We start from the raw sequence: 21,076 nt of genomic DNA on the forward strand, positions 1-21,076 counted from the left end.
GCCTCACAGAAGCAAAAGTGTTGCAGAGCGGATGAGCAGTGCTGCAACATAGGCGAATCCGGTTTGCCAGAGGACGGCAAAGAGGAGCTTTCGTTTGCTGCCCAGTTCCTTGAACATGGCGCTGATGGCTGCAATGCAGGGGGATGAGAGCAGGATGAATGTCATGTAGGAAAGGGCGGTATCGGGGGTGAAAAAAGAACCAAGAGAAGAAGTTCCTATGGTTACGCTCAAGGTGCTTACAATCGACTCCTTGGCTGCAATACCGGTCAAGAGCGCTACGCTTGCCTGCCAGAATCCGAAGCCCAACGGTGCGAACAGCGGTGCGATGAGTCTGCCCATGGTGGCTAGCATGCTCAGCTCTGCATCCACAGCCTGCAAGGTGAAGGAGTAGGATGAGAGCAGATAGATGATGATTGAAGAGAGCAGGATGATCGTTCCAGCTTTTTGTATGAAGCCAAGGGTTCGATCCTTGGTCTGCAGCCAAATATTTTTTGCGGCAGGAATCTGGTACCTGGGGAGTTCCAGAATGAAGGCATTGGTTTCCTTGTGCTTGTCCAAGGCACGGGCCAACAGGCCGGTGATTACGACAGCAAGAATGCCAAGCAGGTAGATAAGTGGTGCGATAAACCATTTGCCGGGGAAAAAATAGGTGAGCATCAGGGCGAAGACAGGCATCTTGGCTCCGCAGGGTATGAAGGGAGTGACGATGACCGTCAACTCCCGCTGCTTCTGGTGCTCGATCGTCCTGCTGCTCATGATGGCGGGAACCGAGCATCCGGTACCGATGACCAAGGGGATGATCGACTTGCCCGACAGTCCCATGCTGCGCATCAGGCGGTCCATGATAAAGGCGATGCGCGCCATGTAGCCGCAGTCTTCCAGAATGGAGAGCAAGAGAAAGAGCACGAAGAGCTGGGGAACAAAGGTCAGTACCGCTCCCACGCCTGCAATGATGCCGTCCACCAGGATGCCTGAGAGCAGCGGGTGTACCTGCAAGGCATCAGAGAGGACTTGGATGTGGAGCGAGGCAAAAGCAAAGAACGATTCGAGCCAGCTGGTGGTATAGCCTCCCACCAGTCCGATGGACAGGTAGAAAACCGCTGCCATGATGGCTATGAACAGGGGAATGGCTCCAAACTTGCTGGTGGCAAGGTTGTCGAAGTTGAACTGCTTTGCCTTCTTGGTCCGTATTTGGCAGTCCTTTGCGATGTGTTCTGCTACTTTGTACCGCTGGTCGATGATGATGGCTTGTACATCGTCGTCATAGTGCTCGACCAACTCCTTGCGCGCCTGTTCAATATACGTTTGAAAGGCCTGGGGGGGCTGGGGCATGGACGCGAGGAAGAGTTCATCCGCCTCCAACAGCTTGATGGCCGCCCAACGCATCTGCCTTCCCTTGGGAATCTGGTGAAGATAGTCGTCTTTGATGATGGTGGTGATGTAGCGTTCGATGAAGTTGGAGAAGAGCGGCTGCATCGGAAGCCTTTTTTGATCCAGCGAACGCTCGATTTCCTCCAGCAGGGCTTTGATGCCGGTTCCCTTGCTTGCAGATATCTGTACGACCGGACAGCCGGTCATTTGCGAGAGCCGCTTTCGGTCGATGCGGATGCCCTCCTTTTCCAGCAGGTCCTCCATGTTCAGGGCAAGCAGAAGAGGTCTTCCCAGTTCGGCAAGCTGGGTGGTCAGGTAGAGGCTGCGTTCCAGGTTGGTGGCATCGATGACGTCGATGATAAGGTCGGGTTGTTCATCCAGGATATAGCGTCTTGACAGCTTTTCTTCGGGGGAGTAGGGGGAAAGTGAGTAGATGCCGGGCAGGTCGAGGATTCTGTGTCCGTTGACCATCCCCTCTTTCTTTTCAACGGTGACTCCCGGCCAGTTGCCGACATATGCGGTGGTTCCCGTAAGGGTGTTGAAGAGCGTAGTTTTTCCGCAATTCGGGTTTCCAATGAGCGCAATTGTTTGCATACGCTATCTTAATTCAATGGCACGGGCTTCAGCTTTCCTGAGGCATAAATGATATCCACGCAACGAGACTTCCATTGGATCGCCCATGGGTGCCAGTTTGACTACCTCAACGCCAACCCCTTTTGTGAAGCCCATATCCATAAGTCTTCGCTTGAGCTGCTTCGGTGCGTTGATCGCCTTTACAGCTCCTTTTTGACCTACAGTCAGTTCGTCCATTGTCATGTGCATCATTCTCTTCCCTCATCTATAAGTTAGCTATTACAAACTTTTGTGTCAAGGTTTTTTATATCTTCCGATGACAAATCGCTTGAGGCATGATACCATCAGCACATGCAGAAATCAGGAGAAGATTATCTGGAAGCGATTTTGGCTCTCAACCAGGAGCATGAGAAAGTGCGGACAACCGATGTCGCCCTGCGCCTGGGTGTGTCCAAACCGAGTGTGAATCGGGCCATGAAGGTGCTTGCTTCCGAAGGGTATGTGAACCAAGAGACCTATGGTGACATACACCTTACCGAGAAGGGCAGGCTCAAGGCTTCCCAGGTATACTTCAGGCATAAGACACTCACCAGTTTCCTCAGGGATGTACTGAGAGTGGATGCGGTCATCGCAGAGCAGGATGCATGCCTGATCGAGCACGATATCTCCAGTGAAACCATGGAGAAACTTGCCTCGTTCCTCCGCTCCTACCAGGAAACCCAAACCTGATTCTTGTATACAGGTGCTTTGTTTCTGCTCTCTTCTGACCATTCTTGTCCAGCTACTCAAAATCGCATGCATAAACACAAAATCTTTTTCTTGTGGATTTCCCAAAGCCATCTAGACTGAAAGCAGATAGACTTTAGGAGGTCTCACATGAAAAAGACGTTCATCATTGTATTGTTCGTCGCTCTTCTGCTCCCTCTTTCTGTATTTGCACAGGGCGCAAAAGAAGCTGCAATTGACGAAACCAAGCCTGTAACCATCCAGTACTGGACCCATGAGGATCCGGCCAGAACCCAGCTCGAGACCGAGCTCATCGCCAAGTTCATGGCGGATAACCCGAACATCACCGTCGTGCGCTCCACCCAGGCCTCAGTCAAGCAGATCGAGCTGGTTCAGACCGCCTTCGCAGCCAATCAGGGACCTGACATGTTCAACCTGCCTATTGAGAACCAGTATGCCTACATCACCAATGGTCGTGTAGCACCGGTCGACTATCAGGCGGCAGGGTATGCCAGCAAGCAGGACCTGTTGGACAAGTACATGGACGGCGTGCTGGATACCGTCACCGTTGATGGTGAGGTATACGGTCTTCCGCTGGAACTGACCAACTGGTGCATCTACCTGAATAAGAAGGTTTTCCGCTCCGCAGGTCTCGATCCTGAGAAGGATTACCCCAAGACTTGGGAAGAGATGGCCGACATCTCCGAGAAGCTGGTCATCCGTGACGGCGACATCCTCATCCGCCGCGGCTTTGACTTCCGCTATCCGTACTATTTGACCTTCTTTGTTCCGATGGTTGAACAGCTCGGCGGCGACCTGCTCAGCTCCGATGGCAAGAAAGCCATTATCGGTGACGAAGCTTGGCTGAAAGCTCTTACCTACATGCAGCAGTGGGGACCCTCGGGCCGCAACCTTGGATCGCCGACCTACAAGAATGCCCGCAACCTCTTCAACCAGGACAACAACGACATCGCCATGGCCCACACCGGTCTCTACCAGCAGGGTAGAATCGAGAAGGACAATCCTGCGTTCTTCAAGAGCGGCGAGTGGATGGTAATTCCGTATCCTACTTTCAAGGATGCCGTTCGTGATGTGGCATCCTGCTATTACGGCCACTTCTTCATGGTTAATGCAGACAGCGATCCCGCCGTGCAGAAAGCGGCCTGGAAACTTGCAGGCTTTCTGCTCAGCCATGGCGAGGAGTACCTGACCCGCGGTGGAAACATCATTCAGCCGACCAAGGCCCTCTTTGCCTCCGATACGCTGAAGAACATGCCCTACAGCCAGGTTTTCATCGATGATATGGCACGCTCACACATGATTTACTACGGAGAAAATTCTGCTCAGATCCAGACCCAGATCCGCAATGCAGTCGAATCGGTCATGCTCAGCGGAGTAAGTCCTGAGAAGGCGCTTGCCACCCTGAGAGCTTCGGTGCAGGAAATCATCGACGAGCAGTAAACGCTTCTGATTTTGCGGTCCTGTGCCTGTACGACAGGACCGCTTTCTTGGTTTCAAACCTTATGCATCCAGGGAGAACAGTATGGGTACGAGAAAATATCGGGGTATCGAGAGAAAACAGGCTCGATGGGGATTCGTCTTCGTTCTGCCGGCCATGTTATTCTTCTCCTTGTTCAGTTTTTATCCAATCATCAATGCCATATACACCAGTTTTTTTGACAAGCGTGCTTTGAGCAAACTGCCTCCGAAGTTCGTTGGGCTGGGCAACTACATCAGGCTCTTCGATCCAAGCAGGGCCGCCAGCGACCTCTCCTTTCTGAACAGCCTCAAGTCCACGATGGTCTTTACGCTGGGAACCTTCATCCCCTTGCTGATCGTCAGCCTGATCCTCGCTGTATTCATCAGCAACCTCTCCAGCAACAAGACCAAGAAATTCCTGCAGATTTCCTATTACTGCCCTGCCATTCTTTCCAGCGTTGTTGCAGCAACCATCTGGATGATCATTTTCGACCCCCGAGGGTTGGGAAACCAGTGGCTCAACGCCCTGATGAACACCCCCGGTGTCGACCGGCGTTGGCTCGTCGACCCGGTGATGGAACAGGTTTCCACCATGGTCATCTACTTCTGGAAGTACATCGGCTACTTTGTCATTCTCTTCATCACCGGCCTTGCCTCCATTCCTCCCACCATCTACGAGGCGTCGACCATCGACGGGGCGACCAAGAACCAGGTGTTCTGGCGCATCACGTTGCCGCTGCTCAAGCCGACGGTTGTCCTGGTTTCGGTCATGGCGATGCTGCAGTGCCTGAAGACCTTCAGCACCCAGTACATGCTCTATTCCAACGGGGCACCCCGCGCCCCGATCAACGTCATTACCTTCAACATCTATGTCACCGGCATCCAACAGCAGTACCTTGGCAGGGCAAGTGCCATGAGTGTTGTGCTCTTTCTCATGATGCTGCTGCTCACCTTGCTGCAGTTCAAGACCACCAAGAGCGAGAATGTGGAATATTAGGAGGACAGGATGCAGATAGAAAAACGATTCACGCTGCCGAAAATCGGCATGTACCTCGTCCTCTTTGTCATGCTGGTCTTCACCCTGATGCCGATCCTGTTCATGATCAGTGCATCGATGATGACCAGCCGGCAAATTCTCAAGATGCCGTACACCTGGATTCCCGAGGGAATCGCCTGGGAGAACTTCGCCAAAGCCATCCAAGGCAACGACAAGACCTACATTTTTGTGCGCAACATCTCCAACTCGCTGATCGTCAGCACTTCGGTTGCCATAAGCACCGTCCTGATCGCAAGCCTTACCGGATACGGGCTTGCAAAGTTCCGGTTCCGCGGCCGCAACACGGTGTTCATGATGATCATGGCCACCATGATGATTCCCTTTGAAGCCATCATGATCCCACTGTACATGGTGGTCATGACGCTGCGGATCCAGAACTCCTACATAGGCTTGATCCTTCCATTTTTGGTCAGTGCCTTCGGGGTGTTCCAGATGAAGCAGTTCTTGACCACCTTCCCGACCGAGTTCCTTGACGCGGCACGCGTCGACGGGATGGGGGAGTTCGGAATCTACTGGCGCATCGTCCTTCCCAACTGCAAGCCGGTCATCGCCACGCTGGCCATCCTCTCGTTCCGAAGCCAGTGGGACAACCTCTTGTGGCCGCTCTTGGTAAGCCAGAGCGACAAGATGAAGACCATTCCCCAGTACATCTCCTCGTTCGCGCTCGAGCGCAGCACCGATGAGGGGGCGATGATGGCAGCCGCCTTGCTTGCATCGATCCCGATGTTCATCCTCTTCATGTCCCTGACCAAGTATTTCATCGGGGGCTCGGCCATCTACGAATCAAGAAAGGGATAAGCATGTACGACAGACTCTGCACCGATTTGTGTGCCTCCCATCCAGCCCAAGCGGTGCTTGCCGCCTATGCCGATCGCTTGGACCGATTTCCGCTGGAGCACTGCCGCTCTGCCATGGGCCGCTATCTGCTGGTCACCGACAAAGCGGACAGCATGGAGGAAGCCCAGCGGCTGGGCATGGGTTCAGTTCTCGCCGATGAACAATTCGGCACTCACTCCTTGCTGCCCCATCTGGCCTGGGTGGACTCGCCAATCCCCGATTCCTGTTCGCTGTTTCTCTTCGATATGGGAAATGTCGTCGTAAAAAACATTACGATGCTGGGCAAGATCGCCAGGGGTTATCGTCTCGACCGTGAGGAGTTCTTTGCCGACTACCTGCACTATGAATTCCCTCTGATGGAGGGAGTTCTCAGGAGCGCAGAGTATTGGGCTCATGTGAAAGATGTGTTTGGGGTGGAGGTTGAAGGCGACCCGTTCTTCGACGCTTTCGAACCGGTTTTCAACGATGAGGTCGTCACGGTGATAGGAGCATTGCGCAAAGCCGGAAAGCGGGTGGTATGTGCTTCGAACACCATCGAAGCGCACTGGAGAATTCTTGAATCGATGGGAGCCCTCGACCTGTTCGACGAGGTGTACGCCTCGCATCTGATGCGCACCACAAAGCCTTCAAGGAACTTCTTTGAGCAGATCCTGCATCGTGAAGGCTGCTCCATTGCAGATGCCTATTTCGTCGACGACCATGAACCGAACATCCAGCGTGCCCGAGGGTTCGGCCTTGCAAGCCTGCTCTATGCAGACAAAGCGGGAAGAGCTGCTTCCGAACGCCTGGCCTCGGCTTTCTCCTCTGTATTATAGGGCGCCCAGCTCGTCTCGGAACTGCGTCGGAGTCTTGGTTGTGAAGCGCTTGAATATCTTGGCGAAATAGCCTGGGGTGGGGAAGCCGCAGCTGGTTGCAATCTCTCCGATGTTCTTCTTCGGATCCTTCATCAGCTCAACCGACTTGTTCACCCTCCATGCATTGAGGTACTGCAGGAAGTTGAGCCCCGTCACTTCCTTGAACAGGCGTGAGAGGTGGCTTTCGGACAGTTCAAGATAGGAAGCAGCCTCCTGCAACCCGACCGGGTTTGCATAGTTGTCGGCGATGAATGCGATGGTGGCATCGATGACATGGTTGTTCACGTTGCGCGGAAGAGCGATCAACTCTCCGGCTGTGCTTGAGCCTTTTTTCAGCTGCTCGAAATCCTTGTCCTCTTCCTGGATCTTCTTCACCAAGGAGGCAAGCGTCTCTTCCAGCTCCTCGTCATCGATGGGTTTGAGCAGGTAGTCGAACACCCCCAGCCGTATGGCCTGCTTCATATAGCTGAAGTCGGTATGGCCGGTCAGGATGATGGCATGGTTGACGGGGCAGTGGCTGAGCATGGCAAGCCCGTCCTGGGCGGGAAGTCGGATGTCGGTGATGACGATATCCGGTTCGACCCGTTTGATCAGCTGTTCCCCCTCCATGCCGTCGGCGGCGGTCCCCACCAGTTCCAAGCCCAGCAGTTCCCAGCGGATAGAGGATACAATTTCCTCACGGACGATTTGCTCATCTTCTACAAATACTACGCTATAGCTCATTGTCTATTTCCTCTCTTGTATGTCGTCAGGGAAGGACATGCTCACCGTCGTACCTTCTCCTACCTTGCTGGTCAGCGAGAAGGTCATCTGTTTACCGTAGGTAAGGAACAATCTTCTATATACATTGTATACACCAACGTGTGTCGAGTTGGCAAGTTCATCGAGGTTGTCCGGCAGCGTTCCTGGTGGAAATCCTACGCCGTTGTCCTCTATGGTGATGAAAATGCGTCCGGAGAGCTTGACGGCCCGCACCGAAAGCTTCCACTCGCCGACCTTCGGCTCAAGACCGTGGATGATGGCATTCTCCACCAGCGGCTGGATGATCAACTTGGGTGTCTTGACAGCGGCACAGCCGGGGTCGAGGTACGTCTGTACTTTCAGCTTTGAGCCGAACCGCAGCCGTTGGATGGTCAGGTAGGAGTCGATCAGGGCCATGCTCTCTTCAAGGGTGCATTGGCTCTCGTGGTTGTCGATCGAGGAGCGAAGCAGTTTTCCCAGCTTGACCGTGATGGTGTAGATGTCCTGTTCTCCATGCAGTCGTGCAAGAGCTTTGATGGTGTTCAGCGTATTGAACAAGAAGTGAGGATTCATCTGGCTTTCCAGGGCCTTGCGCTCGGCTTCGCTGAGTTTTTCCTGCTCCTCACGGGTGAGCTCGAGCAGACTGACAATCTGCTTGACCATGATGTTGAAGGAGTGTTCAAGCCGGGCGAACTCCCAAATCCTGCTCTTGACCTCCTTGGTCTGCAGGTTTCCCTGTTCCACTTCTCCCATGCGAAAGGCGAGGTTGCGGATCGGCCCGGCGATGGAGCGTGAGAACAAGAAGGACAGGCCCATCGCCAAAACGGTACCCACCGCCATGGTGAGACCGAATGCATAGAGCAGGCGGTCCATGCTCTCCTGGAAAGGTGCGGCACTGACACTTCCCGCCAGGTGCAATGTAGTGCCCTGCACAGCGGTAATGGAGACGAGCGAAGTGCCGGTGTGCATCGTTCTTCTCGAGTAATCACCCTTGAGTTGGGAAAGGGAAGGGAATTTGTCGAAGGTTCCGAAACGTTCGGTGTGCACCAGGCTGGTTGCATAAAAGTCCCGGTTGTCGATCAAGAGCACGTCGCTGAGCATGCGATCGGTATTGACCAGGCTGCTGAGGGCTTCGGCGTAGATATCGATGACCAAATATCCGAGGTTCGTCCCTTCGTTGTCGTAAATCCTCCTGAGGATCGAGGCGACCACCTGCCTGCCGTTCTCCGCCATCCTATGGCCCCTGATGCTGATGATGCTGGCCGTCGGGGAGATGTTTGCATTCTGGCTGATGATCGAGTTCATATCCCAGTCGTTGCCGTGGTAACGCAGGTCATAGACATCGGGAAAGGTGTGGGTGCTGATCCTCACCCTGCCGGTATTGCTGACAATGTTTGCACTGGCAAGATAGGTATCCCCGCGCATGACACTGAACAGCAGCTGGTAGAGGTCCCTGCTCTCATTCGAGTTGGTTTCGAGCTTGTCCTCCTCCATGATGTGTACGACCAGGGGATTCGTCGAGAGTTGATACGCCTTGTGCCGATAGGCTTCCAGAACCGAGGAAACCTTGGTTGCATCGGCGGTGGTCAGGTTCATCGTTTGCTCGGATAGGTACCTCTCTTGGTTTCTTTCCCCAAGTAGTGCATAATACGCTGAAAAGAGGCCGAGCGGTACGATGAGGACGATCAGAAAGTAAATGAGGAGTCTTCCGAAGAGCGTTCGTTTTCTCCAGAAGCTGGGTGTGCTGTCCATGCCTGCAGTGTATCTGCAATGGATGGTGAGAGCAAGAACTTCTACTTATAGGAATTTTTACTGCATAAACATACTGTTTTTTGTATAAAGGGTTGACAGAAATCCCAAAAGAGAGCTACAAACAAGAAACGGCCCATCGCCGCTCATTGAGGAGAGTATCGTGAACGCGTTCACCAAGCAGGTGCAGGCAATGCACCGGACAACAGAGAGGAAATGGAAAATGCAGGGCTGCTCTCAGTTCTGTTTTGGCACATCCGATGCTTCACATGCCGCTCTATCCCTGCTTCTTGTACGCACCATCCTCCTCCCCCTCATCTCACTCATCACCCTCCTAATTATCGTAGTAAGCCTAATTATTCTCTGACCACGGCTGCAGAGTGATATACCTGCATGGACCGTGGACGAAGAGCCCCCAATCGAAGCCTGGGGAGCAATCGCTTATACCCAAGCATCATACGAAGGAGAGAAACATCACATGAATACTACAGAAAACCGCTACACACTGGCCATCCTGGTAAACAACCAACCCGGTGTTTTGATGCGCGTCGTTTCCCTTTTCTCCCGAAGAGGCTACAATATCGACAGCTTGTCGGTCGGTGAGACGGAAAACGAGGAAGTCAGCCGAATCACCATCGTGGTCAGCGGCGACCGCCCGGTCGTCGAGCAGATCAAGAAGCAGGTGGGCAAGCTCATCGACGTCAAGCGGGTGTATGAAATGACTCAGACGCGGAGCCTGCAGCGCGAGCTGGTCATGGTCAAGGTCTCCACCAAGGGCGAAAGCCGCTCGCAGGTGGTGGAGCTGGCCCAGATTTTCAAGGCGAAGATCATCGATGTCACCGCTTCCACAGTCTCCCTTGAGATGACCGGAAGCTTGGATAAAATCCAATCCTTTCTCGATCTGATGATGCCCTTCGGCATTGTGGAGCTGGCAAGGACGGGTATTACCGCCCTCGAACGAGGCTCGAGAGCACTCAGCTCGATCAGTTACAGCGAGGACGATGAAGTTTGAACGCAACGCCCCAGGGGCGCTTACCATAACAAGGCCGGTGGGCCGAAGGAAAGGAAGCAATGAGTACAATGTATTATGATTCACAGGCAGATCTCCAAAAGCTTGATGGAAAGAAGGTTGCCATCATCGGATACGGCAGCCAGGGACACGCACACGCACTGAACCTGCATGAGAGCGGGGTGGATGTGGTCGTCGGCTTGTACAAGGGCTCCAAGAGTTGGGCAATTGCAGAAGAGGCGGGACTCCAGGTTGCGACCGTAGAGGAGGCTAGTGCCATGGCACAGGTCGTCATGCTGCTGCTGCCCGATGAAAAGCAGGCGAAAATCTACCGCGAAAGCGTTGAGGCCAACTTGAGTGCAGGCAAATACCTTGCCTTCGCCCACGGTTTCAACATCCATTTCGGACAGATCAAGCCCCCGGCCGATGTGAACGTCATCATGATCGCTCCCAAGGGTCCCGGTCATACGGTTCGTTCCCAGTTCCAGGAAGGCAAGGGGGTTCCCTCCCTGATCGCCATCCATCAGGACCCCAGCGGGGATTCGCGCGACATCGCTCTTGCCTATGCGAAGGGCCTCGGTGCCGGGCGTGCCGGAATTTTTGAGACTTCTTTCAAGGAAGAGACCGAAACCGACCTCTTCGGTGAGCAGGCCGTCCTCTGCGGTGGTGTTTCCGCCCTGATCAAAGCAGGATTCGATACCCTTGTCGAAGCTGGCTACCAGCCTGAGATGGCATACTTCGAGTGCTGCCATGAGATGAAGCTGATCGTAGACCTCATCAACCAGGGCGGACTGTCCTACATGCGCTACTCCATCAGTGATACCGCCGAGTACGGCGACTACATCACCGGAGGCAAGATCATCACCGAAGACACCAAGAAGGCGATGAAGAACGTACTTACCGATATCCAGGAAGGCACCTTCGCCCGCAACTGGCTGTTGGAGAACCAAGTCAACAGGCCGTATTTCAATGCAAAGAAGAGAATCGAGAGTGAAAGCCTGTTGGAGAAGACCGGACAGAAGCTGCGCTCCCTGATGAGCTGGCTGAAGAAATAACGTACAAAACTTTATAATACCGGGAAGGACACTATGGAAAAAGAGAGAATCTACATCTTCGATACCACCCTTAGAGACGGCGAACAGGCTCCTGGCTACAGCATGAACCTTGACGAAAAAATTCGCATGGCCCTCCAGCTTGAGGCTCTCGGTGTGGATATTCTAGAAGCTGGGTTTGCCATAGCGTCCCCCGGCGATTTTGCAAGCGTGCAGGCGATCAGCAGGGAGCTCAAGCAGACCGTGGTCGCCTCCCTCTCCCGCGCCCTTGAAAAGGATATCGATGCTGCATGGGAGGCGGTAAAGTTTGCCAAACGGCCTAGAATCCACACCTTTCTGGCCACCAGCGACCTCCATCTGCAGTACAAGCTGAAGATGAGCCGCGAGGATGCCCTGGCCAAAGCCAAGGCCATGGTCTTGTATGCACGCAATCTCAATGACGATGTGGAGTTCTCGCTCGAGGACGCAACCAGGACCGACCTCGACTACCTGTGCAAGGTTGTCGAGGAGGTGATCAAGGCGGGGGCCAATGTGGTCAACCTGCCCGATACGGTCGGCTACGCCACCCCCGATGACATGACGCGCATGGTGAGAGCCGTAATGAACAAGGTGCCCAACATCGACAAGGCGATCATCGCCGTTCACTGTCACAACGACCTTGGCTTGGCCGTCGCCAACAGCCTTGCCGGACTGAAAGCCGGAGCAAGGCAGGCCGAGTGTACGCTCTGCGGAATCGGCGAGAGGGCCGGCAACGCCGCCATGGAAGAGTTGGTGATGGGCATCCGCACCCGCAGCGACGAGTATCCCTTCACCTACAACATCAAGACCGAGGAGATAATCCGCTCATCACGGCTGCTTACCCAGATAACCGGCGTAAAACCCAATCCTTCCAAAGCGATTGTCGGTGCAAACGCCTTCGCCCACGAAAGCGGCATCCACCAGCACGGCATGATGGCCAACAGCCTCACCTATGAGATCATGACCCCCGAAAGCGTAGGGGTGATGAACACCAGCCTGGTGCTCGGCAAGCACAGCGGCCAGCACGCGTTTGAGAAGCGTCTTGCCGATTTGGGCTACACCCTGGGCAAGGAAGAAGTGAAGAGTCTCTTCGCTGAATTCAAGAATCTTGCCGACCGAAAGAAAACCATCACCGACCGCGACATCATCGCTCTGGTGGAAAATGCAAGCCAGAGTTCGCCGATCATCTGGGAGCTGGACAGCTTCGTGGTGAACAGCGGCAACATGATGACCAGCACCGCCTGCGTGACCTTGCGCAAGGGTGATAAGAAGTACCAGGAAGTGGCTTGCGGCACAGGCCCCGTCTATGCTTCGCTGAGGGCGGTGGAGAAGATCATCCGTCATCCCTTCAGCCTGGAGGATTACAGCCTGCAGGCGGTGACCGAGCACCGTGACGCCTTGGGCGAAGTCTTTGTGAAGATCAGCGACGGCCATGGCATCTATCGGGGCAGGGGGGTGAGTACCGACGTGATAGAGGCCTCAATCCTCTCCTGTCTTGCTGCGGTGAACCGCATGCTGGACGAGACGGTGAAACCATCGACCGGGAATCTCAAACCTACCACTCCTCCGAATTTTGACAATGACATGCTCAGCTCCCACTCCGACAAGAGAAAGGAGAGAGGCGATGCGTAAGATATCCTTGTTCGATTCCACCCTGCGGGACGGCAGCCAGGCCGAGGGGATCAGCTTCTCCGTTGAGGACAAGCTGAAGATCGTCGAGGCTCTCGACACCCTCGGTGTGGAGTACATCGAGGCTGGCAACCCGGGGTCCAACCCCAAGGATCTGGAATTTTTCTTCCGTTCCAAGGATTTGAACCTGAAGCATGCCAAGCTGGTCGCCTTCGGGTCGACGCGCCGCAGAAACACCAAGGCCGAGGACGATCCGAACCTCAAGAGTCTGGTGCGTGCAGGAACCTCCTATGTTGCCATCTTCGGCAAGAGCTGGGATTTTCATGTGACCGACATCATCCGCACCACGCTCGAGGAGAACCTTGCAATGATCGAGGATTCCATCCGTTTCATCACCGAAAGCGGGTCAGAGGTTTTCTTCGATGCAGAGCATTACTTCGACGGCTATCTTGCAAACAAGGAGTACGCCATTGCTTCCTTGAGAGCGGCCCTCGCCGGGGGTGCGACCCTCCTGGTTCTCTGTGAGACCCGCGGCGGCATAATCCCCTCGCTTCTCAAGCGGATCACACAAGAGACCATAGCCTTGTTTCCCGATGTTGCATTCGGCATCCACACCCATGATGACATCGGCTGTGCCGTCGCCTCATCAATCGCAGCAGTCGAAGCCGGTGTGACGCAGGTGCAAGGCACTCTTTTGGGATTCGGCGAGCGATGCGGCAATGCAAACCTCGCTTCCATTGCAGGAATTCTGGGAGCCAAGCTGGGATTCGACTGCCTGTGCGGCGAAAGCCTCGAACGGCTTACCGGCATCTGCCGCCGGGTTGCAGAAATTGCCAACGTACGAATTTCGGGGAGCGCCCCCTTCATCGGCAAGAGTGCGTTCGCCCACAAGGGCGGCATGCATATCGACGGGGTGCAGAAGAACCCGCAGTCGTTTGAGCACATCGATCCGATGGAAGTAGGCAATGAACGCAGGCTCTTGATGAGCGAGGTGGCAGGCAGGGCCCTGATGCTCAAGCGCATCGCCCGCATAGCTCCCAACCTCGACAAGGACGATCCGGTAACGGTGAGCTTGATGGATGAACTGAAGCGCCTTGAATCTGAAGGGTATCAGTTCGAAGGTGCTGAAAGTTCCTTTGACTTGGTCATCAGGCGGCATTTGAAGATGTACCGCCCCTATTTCAGCCTGGTGCACTACCAGACCATCGGCAGCAGCCCCTATGCCGACCCGCTCAGTGATGCAACGCATGCTGCGGTGGTGAAGGTGAAGGTGAAGGGTGAAAGCGCCATCACCGCCGCCGAAGGCGAAGGCCCGGTCAACGCCCTCGACCGTGCATTGCGCAAGGTTCTTGAGCAGTTCTATCCGACGCTCAAGAGTGTTCACCTCACCGACTACAAGGTACGCGTCCTCGACTCGGCCGGGGCCACAGCCTCCAAAGTCAGGGTTCTCATAGAATCGACGGACGGAGAGGAAAGCTGGTCCACCATCGGGGTGAGCAAGGACATCATCGAGGCAAGCTGGTTTGCCCTCAGTGATAGTATAGAGTACAAATTAATCGCAGATGGCGTAGAGCCATCGGGCGAATGAGAGTAAGGAGAGTTCCCCTATGGGTATGACGATGACGCAGAAGATCCTGGCCCACCATGCCAACCTGGAGTCTGTACGTGCAGGCCAGTTGATCATGGCAAATTTGGACATGGTGCTGGGCAACGATATTACCGCTCCGGTGGCCATCAACGAGTTCCCGAAGTTCGGCAAGGAGACTGTGTTCGACAAGGACAAGGTGGCTCTGGTTCCCGACCACTTCTCCCCGAACAAGGACATCAAGGCAGCCGAACAGTGCAAGTGCCTGCGCAGTTTTGCCAATGACCATGAGATCACCAACTACTTCGATGTCGGTCGGATGGGCATCGAGCACGCCCTGCTGCCCGAGAAAGGCTTGGTGGGGGCAGGCGATCTGGTAATCGGAGCCGACAGCCACACCTGCACCTACGGAGCCCTCGGGGCTTTCTCCACCGGTGTGGGATCGACGGATATGGCCTCGGGCATGGCAACCGGCCAGGCTTGGTTCAAGGTTCCCTCCGCCCTGAAGTTCAATCTGAGCGGCACGTTCGCCCCCTATGTCAGCGGCAAGGATTTGATCCTCCACATCATCGGCATGATCGGTGTGGATGGGGCCTTGTATCAGAGTATGGAGTTCACCGGCGAAGGTGTTGCAAACCTGACCATCGACGACCGTTTCACCGTGGCCAACATGGCCATCGAAGCCGGTGCGAAGAACGGCATTTTCCCCGTGGACGAGGTTGCTCTTGCCTACTTGAAGGAACACTGCCCCAAAGAGCCGGTGGTCTATGAAGCCGATGCCGACGCCACCTATGAGGCGGTCTATGACATCGATCTCGCTTCGATCAAGAGCACGGTCAGCTTCCCCCACCTTCCCTCCAATACCCGCACCATCGACGAGGTGGGCGAGGTGAGGATCGACCAGGTTGTCATCGGCTCGTGCACCAACGGCCACATCAGCGACCTCAGGCAGGCCGCCGCGATTCTGAAGGGAAGGAAGGTCGCCAAGCACGTACGCGCCCTCATCTTCCCTGCCACCCAGAAAATCTGGAAGCAGGCGATGAATGAAGGCCTGTTCGATATTTTTGTAGACAGCGGCTGTGCTGTCTCGACTCCCACCTGCGGCCCCTGCTTGGGAGGCCACATGGGAATTCTGGCAGAAGGTGAGCGGGCGGTGAGCACGACCAACCGCAACTTTGTGGGGAGAATGGGACACGTGAAGAGTGAAGTCTATCTGGCAAGCCCTGCAGTGGCTGCCGCCAGTGCTGTCGCCGGGTACATCGCCGACCCGAACAAGGTTATGGAGGCTTAGGATGCAGGTACAAGGAACTGTTTTCAGATACGGGGATAATGTCGACACCGATGTCATCATCCCGGCTCGCTATCTCAATACTTCGAATCACAAGGAGCTGGCTCAGCACTGCATGGAGGATCTCGACCAGACCTTCATCAAGCAGGTGAAAAAGGGCGACATCATGGTGGCCGACAAGAACTTCGGCTGCGGCTCGAGTCGTGAGCATGCTCCGATCGCCATCAAGGAGAGCGGCATAAGCTGCGTCATCGCACGCACCTTCGCCCGCATCTTCTACCGCAATGCCATCAACATCGGCCTTCCCATCCTGGAGTGCCCCGAGGCTTGCGACGGCATCAAGGCAGGTGATGTGGTCAGCGTGGATTTCTCCACCGGCACGATCACCAATGTCACCACCGGCTCTGTGTTCCAGAGCGAGCCTTTTCCTCCTTTCATGCAGGATCTGATTGCAAACGGCGGGTTGGCGGGGTATATCGCAAACAGGGGGAAGCAGGCATGAACAAGCATATAGCGGTGGTGAGCGGCGATGGTATCGGGCCCGATATCGTCAGGGAGGCCTTGAAGGTGCTTGACGCCGTAGGGGCGAAGTTCGGTCATACCTTCACCACCTCCAGCTACCTGGCGGGGGGAGCCGCACTCGATGCATTCGGCATACCCCTTCCTGAAGAGACGCTCTCTGGTTGCAAAAACAGCGACAGCGTATTGTTGGGAGCGGTCGGCGGGCCCAAGTGGGATACTCTGGCAAGCAATCTCAGGCCTGAGAAAGCCCTGCTCGGGTTGCGCGGCGGCCTGGGTTTGTTCTGCAACCTCCGCCCTGCCATCCTGTACAAGCAACTTGCTGATGCATGCCCCCTGAAGGCTGAGATCATCGGCGAGGGCTTGGACCTGATGGTGGTGCGCGAACTTACCGGGGGCGTCTATTTCGGCGAACGCGGAAGAACCGAGGATGCGGCATACGATACCATGGCGTATACAAGGGCCGAGATTGAGCGGATTGTACGCAAGGCGTTCGAGATCGCTCAAAAGCGATCGAAGCGGCTGTGCAGTGTGGACAAGGCCAACATCCTGAACACCAGCCAGCTGTGGCGCGAGATTGTGAAGTACGTTCAGGCGGACTATCCCGATGTCCAGGTGAGCCATCTGTATGTGGACAATGCTGCCATGCAGCTGGTCCGCAATCCCAGGCAGTTCGATGTGATCGTGACCGAAAACATGTTCGGCGATATTCTCAGCGATGAGGCCAGCCAGATCACCGGCTCCATCGGCATGCTTCCCTCGGCATCGCTGAGGGAGGACAGTTTTGGCATGTACGAGCCGATTCATGGCAGCGCACCCGATATCGCCGGCAAGGACCTGGCCAATCCGATAGCCACCATCCTGTCGGTGGCCATGATGCTGCGCTACAGTTTCGGTCTCCAAGCTGAAGCCGATTGCATTGAGAATGCTGTCTCGAAGGTGTTGGATTTAGGATATCGTACCGCCGACATTTATACACCGGGTATGAAGAAAATTGGTACGAACGAGATGGGATCGTTGATCGCCCAGTCCCTGTAAAGGAGGAGGAAGAGGATGGACACTACAAAGCAGCGTTCAGCACAGATGACCGAGGGAGCCGAGAGGAGTCCCCATCGGTCGTTGATGAAAGCCTTGGGATGGACCGACCGGGAAATCCACATGCCGATCATCGGCATAGTCAGTGGAGCGAATGAAATCATTCCCGGCCACATCCACCTCAACAGGATTGTGGATGCCGTGAAAGCCGGGGTGCGGCAGGCAGGGGGAAACCCTGTATCGTTTCCCGTCATCGGTGTCTGTGACGGTATCGCCATGGGTCATACCGGCATGAAGTATTCGCTGGCCAGCCGCGAGCTCATCGCCGACTCCATCGAGATCATGGCGACCGCCCATCCCTTCGATGCCTTGGTGTTCGTCCCCAACTGTGACAAGATCGTGCCGGGCATGCTCATGGCAGCAGCACGCATCAACATCCCCTCGATTTTTGTTTCCGGCGGTCCCATGCTCGCCGGGAAAATCCCCGGGGAGAAATCCTGCAGGACCAGCCTTTCGGTGATGTTCGAGAAAGTAGGCTCCCACGCAGCCGGTCTGCTCACCGATGAGGAACTGCTTGCCTATGAGGACAATGCCTGTCCGACGTGTGGATCGTGCAGCGGCATGTTTACCGCAAACAGCATGAACTGCCTGACCGAAGCCATCGGTATGGGGCTGCCCGGCAATGGTACCATTCCTGCCGTCTACAGCGCCCGCGATCGCTTGGCCAAGGAGGCGGGGTATCAGGTCATGGAGCTGCTCAAGCAGAATATCCGTCCGTTGGATATCATGACCAAGGAGGCCTTTGCCAATGCCATGGCCGTCGATATGGCCCTCGGATGCAGCACCAATACCATGCTCCACCTTCCGGCCATCGCCCATGAGGCGAATGTAGCCCTGGATATTTTCATGGCCAACGAGATCAGCGCGAAGGTCCCGAATCTCTGCCATCTGGCTCCTGCCGGAGAGCACCATATCGAGGACCTTTATGAAGCCGGCGGAGTGCTTGCCGTGATGCATGAGCTGGGGAGAGCCGGCTTGCTCAACCCTTCGCTTCCCACCGTCAGCGGCAGGACGATCGGAGAGCTCTACCAAGAGGCTGTCGTCTACGACCATGAGGTGATACGGAGCATTGAAAAGCCGTACTCCCCGGTAGGCGGCATTGCAGTGCTGAGAGGAAACCTGGCACCCGACGGGGCGGTGGTCAAGCGCAGCGCCGTCGATGAGAAGATGCTGGTGCACGAAGGCCCCGCCCGGGTTTTCGACAGTGAAGAGGAGACCATCAAGGCAATCTTCAGTGGCAATATCAAGGCCGGTGATGTCATCGTCATCCGCTATGAGGGGCCCAAGGGAGGGCCGGGCATGCGTGAAATGCTCAGTCCCACCAGCGCCATTGCCGGAATGGGATTGGACAAGGATGTCGCCCTGCTCACCGATGGCCGCTTCAGCGGAGCCACCCGGGGCGCCTCCATCGGCCATGTAAGCCCTGAGGCTGCCGAGGGCGGTCCGATCGGGTTGGTCGAGGAAGGGGACAGGATCAGGATCGACATTCCCAAGGGAACCTTGGATGTATTGGTTGATGATGCGGTGCTTACCAAGCGCAGAGAGCATTGGGTTTGCAAGGAAAGTGAAATCCGAAGCGGCTATTTGGTCCGTTATGCCAAGCAAGTGAGCAGTGCGTCCACCGGTGCAATTTTCAGAACATAAGGAGTACCTATCATGCAGATGACCGGAGCCCAGATCATCATTGAGTGTTTGGTTGAACAGGGAGTGGATACCGTTTTTGGTTTTCCTGGAGGATCGGTTCTCCCCCTCTACGATGCCCTCTACCAGAACCAGAGGCGCATACGCCATATTTTGACGAGTCATGAGCAAGGCGCCTGCCATGCTGCCGACGGGTACGCCCGCAGCACCGGCAAGGTTGGGGTGTGCATCGCCACCAGCGGTCCGGGAGCGACCAATCTGGTAACGGGTATCGCCACCGCCTACATGGACAGCGTTCCCCTGGTGGCGATTACCGGAAACGTGACCACCCAACTCTTGGGCAAGGACAGTTTCCAGGAAGTCGACATCACCGGCATCACCATGCCGATTACCAAGCACAACTTCATCGTCAAGGATGTTGCAGACTTGGCGAAGACGGTTCGCAAGGCCTTCTTGATTGCCCAGGAAGGCCGGCAGGGCCCGGTCTTGATCGACGTCCCCAAGGATGTCACCGTCCATACCGCAGACTTTGTTCCCCAGGTCCCTGAAAAGCTCGCGCCCAGGACCGAACGGCTCAGCGAAAAGAGCATGGAAGTGGCCCTGGATTTGATCAAGAGTGCCCAAAGACCCATGTGTTATGTCGGAGGCGGGGTGATCAGGGCGAAGGCCAGTGAGGAGCTGTCGAGGTTCCTGGAGAACATCGACAGTCCTGCCTGTACCTCGTTGATGGGTTGCGGGGCGGTGAACTCGTACAGCCCCCGTTTTACCGGCCTGGTGGGGATGCATGGAACGAAAGTTTCGAACATGTGTGTCTCCTCCTGCGACCTTTTGGTGGTGATAGGGGCCCGGTTCAGCGACCGCGTAGTCAGCAAGGCAAGCAGTTTTGCCAAGAATGCCAAGATCATCCACATCGATGTCGATCCTGCTGAAATCGACAAGAACATCAAGACCTACTGCCATGTGGTGGGAGACGTGAAGGTGGTGCTGGAGCATCTGAACAAACGGATTGAAAAGCCGATGTTGCACCAGGATTGGATGGAACAGGTCGCCGGGTACAAGAAGCGGTACCCCATCCGTGTGGACAGCGAAAGTGCTCGCAGCAAGGAGATTCTCAAGGCCCTGCAATCGGTCCTTCCTCCCGACTTCTTTATCGTTACCGAGGTTGGACAACACCAGATGTGGGCCGCCCAGTTCCTCAAGCACGTACAGCCCGGTCACTTCCTTACCAGCGGGGGCTTGGGTACAATGGGTTACGGGACCGGAGCCGCCATCGGGGCGCAGGTCGGCAACCCCGAAAGCCGTGTGGTCAATGTTGCGGGGGACGGGTCGTTCAGGATGAACTGCAACGAGCTTGCAACCATCGCACGCTACCGCCTGCCGGTGGTCATCCTCTTGATGAACAACCATACCTTGGGCATGGTCAGGCAGTGGCAGACGCTGTTCTTTGACAAGCACTACAGTGAAACCACCTTGGATACCGACATTAATTGGGTTGCCCTGGCTTCAGCCTATGGCGTCAAGGGGATGCGCATCCGAAGGGAAGACGACCCCAAGCCGATTCTCCAGGCCGCATTGGACCTGGGTGAGGCTGTCGTCATCGACTGTGAGATTCCCGTGGACGACAAGGTCTATCCGATGGTTGCCCCTGGGGCCTCCATCGATGATATGCTTGGCGTAGAGGAAGTGGGCGAGTACTGATACAGGTAGTGTACGAAGTCGAGGAATGAGACCTCAAGGGCTGTACAGATGCTTTGCATCGTTGGCAGCCTCGGGGTTCTCTTCCCCGATTCTATGTAATAGAGCTGGCTTCGCGAGAGGTCGGCTTTTTCTATGAGCTCTTCCTGGGTCATGTT

General features: G+C 55.5%; 20 protein-coding genes. 15 read left to right on the plus strand and 5 right to left on the minus strand.

Translation table 11 applies throughout. The features are described 5' to 3' along the window. Nucleotides 1-3: 3 nt before the first annotated feature. Together feoB and B3K89_RS02775 are read right to left on the minus strand one after the other, a co-directional pair. Nucleotides 4-1,965, minus strand: coding sequence for a ferrous iron transport protein B (gene feoB / locus B3K89_RS02770; protein ID WP_293893181.1), 1,962 nt, complete (start codon nt 1,963-1,965; stop codon nt 4-6). Between the two features lie 3 nt (nt 1,966-1,968). Further along, on the minus strand, nt 1,969-2,196 hold the full coding sequence (locus tag B3K89_RS02775; protein WP_293893183.1) for a FeoA family protein: 228 nt from the start codon (nt 2,194-2,196) through the stop codon (nt 1,969-1,971). A 99-nt stretch (nt 2,197-2,295) separates the two neighbouring features. Here B3K89_RS02775 and B3K89_RS02780 point away from each other — a divergent pair, with 99 nt between their 5' ends. From B3K89_RS02780 to B3K89_RS02800, 5 genes are all read left to right on the plus strand, one after another. Next, nucleotides 2,296-2,673 (plus strand): metal-dependent transcriptional regulator, encoded by a 378-nt coding sequence (locus tag B3K89_RS02780; RefSeq protein ID WP_293893185.1) that lies wholly within the window; start codon nt 2,296-2,298, stop codon nt 2,671-2,673. A gap of 147 nt (nt 2,674-2,820) precedes the next feature. Then, on the plus strand, nt 2,821-4,131 hold the full coding sequence (locus B3K89_RS02785) for an extracellular solute-binding protein (RefSeq protein WP_293893188.1): 1,311 nt from the start codon (nt 2,821-2,823) through the stop codon (nt 4,129-4,131). Between the two features lie 82 nt (nt 4,132-4,213). After that, on the plus strand, nt 4,214-5,146 hold the full coding sequence (locus B3K89_RS02790; protein ID WP_293893191.1) for a carbohydrate ABC transporter permease: 933 nt from the start codon (nt 4,214-4,216) through the stop codon (nt 5,144-5,146). Between the two features lie 9 nt (nt 5,147-5,155). Next, nucleotides 5,156-6,004 carry a carbohydrate ABC transporter permease gene (locus tag B3K89_RS02795; protein WP_293893194.1) on the plus strand — a complete coding sequence of 283 codons (849 nt, stop codon included), beginning with the start codon at nt 5,156-5,158 and terminating at the stop codon, nt 6,002-6,004. 2 nt (nt 6,005-6,006) lie between these two features. Beyond that, nucleotides 6,007-6,858, plus strand: a complete 852-nt coding sequence (locus tag B3K89_RS02800) for an HAD family hydrolase (protein WP_293893197.1) — start codon at nt 6,007-6,009, stop codon at nt 6,856-6,858. Here the strand turns inward: B3K89_RS02800 and B3K89_RS02805 are convergent. Both B3K89_RS02805 and B3K89_RS02810 read right to left on the minus strand, forming a co-directional pair. Then, nucleotides 6,853-7,620 carry a response regulator transcription factor gene (locus B3K89_RS02805; protein ID WP_345907026.1) on the minus strand — a complete coding sequence of 256 codons (768 nt, stop codon included), beginning with the start codon at nt 7,618-7,620 and terminating at the stop codon, nt 6,853-6,855. The two genes, B3K89_RS02800 and B3K89_RS02805, sit on opposite strands and share 6 nt — an antisense overlap. A gap of 3 nt (nt 7,621-7,623) precedes the next feature. Next, on the minus strand, nt 7,624-9,390 hold the full coding sequence (locus B3K89_RS02810; RefSeq protein WP_293893206.1) for a sensor histidine kinase: 1,767 nt from the start codon (nt 9,388-9,390) through the stop codon (nt 7,624-7,626). 160 nt (nt 9,391-9,550) lie between these two features. Between B3K89_RS02810 and B3K89_RS02815 the strand changes: the two genes are divergently transcribed. The 10 genes from B3K89_RS02815 to ilvB all read left to right on the plus strand — a co-directional run bounded on the left by B3K89_RS02815 (nt 9,551) and on the right by ilvB (nt 20,921). Next, nucleotides 9,551-9,754, plus strand: coding sequence for a hypothetical protein (locus tag B3K89_RS02815; protein ID WP_293893209.1), 204 nt, complete (start codon nt 9,551-9,553; stop codon nt 9,752-9,754). A 111-nt stretch (nt 9,755-9,865) separates the two neighbouring features. Next, nucleotides 9,866-10,399, plus strand: coding sequence for an acetolactate synthase small subunit (gene ilvN / locus B3K89_RS02820; RefSeq protein ID WP_293893212.1), 534 nt, complete (start codon nt 9,866-9,868; stop codon nt 10,397-10,399). A 59-nt stretch (nt 10,400-10,458) separates the two neighbouring features. Continuing rightward, nucleotides 10,459-11,451, plus strand: a complete 993-nt coding sequence (ilvC, locus tag B3K89_RS02825; RefSeq protein ID WP_293893214.1) for a ketol-acid reductoisomerase — start codon at nt 10,459-10,461, stop codon at nt 11,449-11,451. A gap of 33 nt (nt 11,452-11,484) precedes the next feature. Next, entirely contained in the window at nt 11,485-13,098 is a 1,614-nt protein-coding gene (locus B3K89_RS02830; protein ID WP_345907027.1) for a 2-isopropylmalate synthase, read from the plus strand. Continuing rightward, the gene (cimA, locus tag B3K89_RS02835) at nt 13,091-14,683 is read left to right on the plus strand and encodes a citramalate synthase (RefSeq protein ID WP_345907028.1); all 1,593 of its coding nucleotides are present in this window, start codon (nt 13,091-13,093) and stop codon (nt 14,681-14,683) included. Before B3K89_RS02830 ends, cimA begins: the two co-directional genes overlap by 8 nt. Before the next feature lie 19 nt (nt 14,684-14,702). Continuing rightward, nucleotides 14,703-15,971 (plus strand): 3-isopropylmalate dehydratase large subunit, encoded by a 1,269-nt coding sequence (gene leuC / locus B3K89_RS02840; RefSeq protein WP_293894080.1) that lies wholly within the window; start codon nt 14,703-14,705, stop codon nt 15,969-15,971. A gap of 1 nt (nt 15,972) precedes the next feature. Further along, nucleotides 15,973-16,470: a 3-isopropylmalate dehydratase small subunit gene (gene leuD / locus B3K89_RS02845; protein ID WP_293894078.1), complete on the plus strand. Its 498-nt coding sequence runs from the start codon at nt 15,973-15,975 to the stop codon at nt 16,468-16,470. After that, nucleotides 16,467-17,525: a 3-isopropylmalate dehydrogenase gene (gene leuB / locus B3K89_RS02850; RefSeq protein WP_293894075.1), complete on the plus strand. Its 1,059-nt coding sequence runs from the start codon at nt 16,467-16,469 to the stop codon at nt 17,523-17,525. The genes leuD and leuB overlap by 4 nt, the downstream gene beginning before the upstream one ends. A 15-nt stretch (nt 17,526-17,540) precedes the next feature. After that, a complete protein-coding gene (ilvD, locus tag B3K89_RS02855) occupies nt 17,541-19,226 on the plus strand; it encodes a dihydroxy-acid dehydratase (RefSeq protein WP_293894072.1) in 1,686 nt (561 codons plus the stop codon). Nucleotides 19,227-19,238: 12 nt separating this feature from the next. Continuing rightward, nucleotides 19,239-20,921 carry a biosynthetic-type acetolactate synthase large subunit gene (gene ilvB / locus B3K89_RS02860; RefSeq protein WP_293894069.1) on the plus strand — a complete coding sequence of 561 codons (1,683 nt, stop codon included), beginning with the start codon at nt 19,239-19,241 and terminating at the stop codon, nt 20,919-20,921. Here ilvB and B3K89_RS02865 read toward each other — a convergent pair. Then, nucleotides 20,852-21,073 carry a helix-turn-helix transcriptional regulator gene (locus B3K89_RS02865; RefSeq protein ID WP_345907044.1) on the minus strand — a complete coding sequence of 74 codons (222 nt, stop codon included), beginning with the start codon at nt 21,071-21,073 and terminating at the stop codon, nt 20,852-20,854. The genes ilvB and B3K89_RS02865 overlap by 70 nt on opposite strands. Nucleotides 21,074-21,076 lie beyond the last annotated feature (3 nt).

This window comes from Sphaerochaeta sp. UBA5849, assembly GCA_002432715.1.
Taxonomy (GTDB): Bacteria; Spirochaetota; Spirochaetia; order Sphaerochaetales; family Sphaerochaetaceae; genus Sphaerochaeta.

Excerpts from the sequence above, each read along its gene's own strand:
- feoB (WP_293893181.1), bottom strand. The coding sequence starts at position 1,965 with ATGCAAACAATTGCGCTCATTGGAAACCCGAATTGCGGAAAAACTACG.
- B3K89_RS02775 (WP_293893183.1), bottom strand. The coding sequence starts at position 2,196 with ATGATGCACATGACAATGGACGAACTGACTGTAGGTCAAAAAGGAGCT.
- B3K89_RS02780 (WP_293893185.1), top strand. The coding sequence starts at position 2,296 with ATGCAGAAATCAGGAGAAGATTATCTGGAAGCGATTTTGGCTCTCAAC.
- B3K89_RS02785 (WP_293893188.1), top strand. The coding sequence starts at position 2,821 with ATGAAAAAGACGTTCATCATTGTATTGTTCGTCGCTCTTCTGCTCCCT.
- B3K89_RS02790 (WP_293893191.1), top strand. The coding sequence starts at position 4,214 with ATGGGTACGAGAAAATATCGGGGTATCGAGAGAAAACAGGCTCGATGG.
- B3K89_RS02795 (WP_293893194.1), top strand. The coding sequence starts at position 5,156 with ATGCAGATAGAAAAACGATTCACGCTGCCGAAAATCGGCATGTACCTC.
- B3K89_RS02800 (WP_293893197.1), top strand. The coding sequence starts at position 6,007 with ATGTACGACAGACTCTGCACCGATTTGTGTGCCTCCCATCCAGCCCAA.
- B3K89_RS02805 (WP_345907026.1), bottom strand. The coding sequence starts at position 7,620 with ATGAGCTATAGCGTAGTATTTGTAGAAGATGAGCAAATCGTCCGTGAG.
- B3K89_RS02810 (WP_293893206.1), bottom strand. The coding sequence starts at position 9,390 with ATGGACAGCACACCCAGCTTCTGGAGAAAACGAACGCTCTTCGGAAGA.
- ilvN (WP_293893212.1), top strand. The coding sequence starts at position 9,866 with ATGAATACTACAGAAAACCGCTACACACTGGCCATCCTGGTAAACAAC.
- ilvC (WP_293893214.1), top strand. The coding sequence starts at position 10,459 with ATGAGTACAATGTATTATGATTCACAGGCAGATCTCCAAAAGCTTGAT.
- B3K89_RS02830 (WP_345907027.1), top strand. The coding sequence starts at position 11,485 with ATGGAAAAAGAGAGAATCTACATCTTCGATACCACCCTTAGAGACGGC.
- cimA (WP_345907028.1), top strand. The coding sequence starts at position 13,091 with ATGCGTAAGATATCCTTGTTCGATTCCACCCTGCGGGACGGCAGCCAG.
- leuC (WP_293894080.1), top strand. The coding sequence starts at position 14,703 with ATGGGTATGACGATGACGCAGAAGATCCTGGCCCACCATGCCAACCTG.
- leuD (WP_293894078.1), top strand. The coding sequence starts at position 15,973 with ATGCAGGTACAAGGAACTGTTTTCAGATACGGGGATAATGTCGACACC.
- leuB (WP_293894075.1), top strand. The coding sequence starts at position 16,467 with ATGAACAAGCATATAGCGGTGGTGAGCGGCGATGGTATCGGGCCCGAT.
- ilvD (WP_293894072.1), top strand. The coding sequence starts at position 17,541 with ATGGACACTACAAAGCAGCGTTCAGCACAGATGACCGAGGGAGCCGAG.
- ilvB (WP_293894069.1), top strand. The coding sequence starts at position 19,239 with ATGCAGATGACCGGAGCCCAGATCATCATTGAGTGTTTGGTTGAACAG.
- B3K89_RS02865 (WP_345907044.1), bottom strand. The coding sequence starts at position 21,073 with ATGACCCAGGAAGAGCTCATAGAAAAAGCCGACCTCTCGCGAAGCCAG.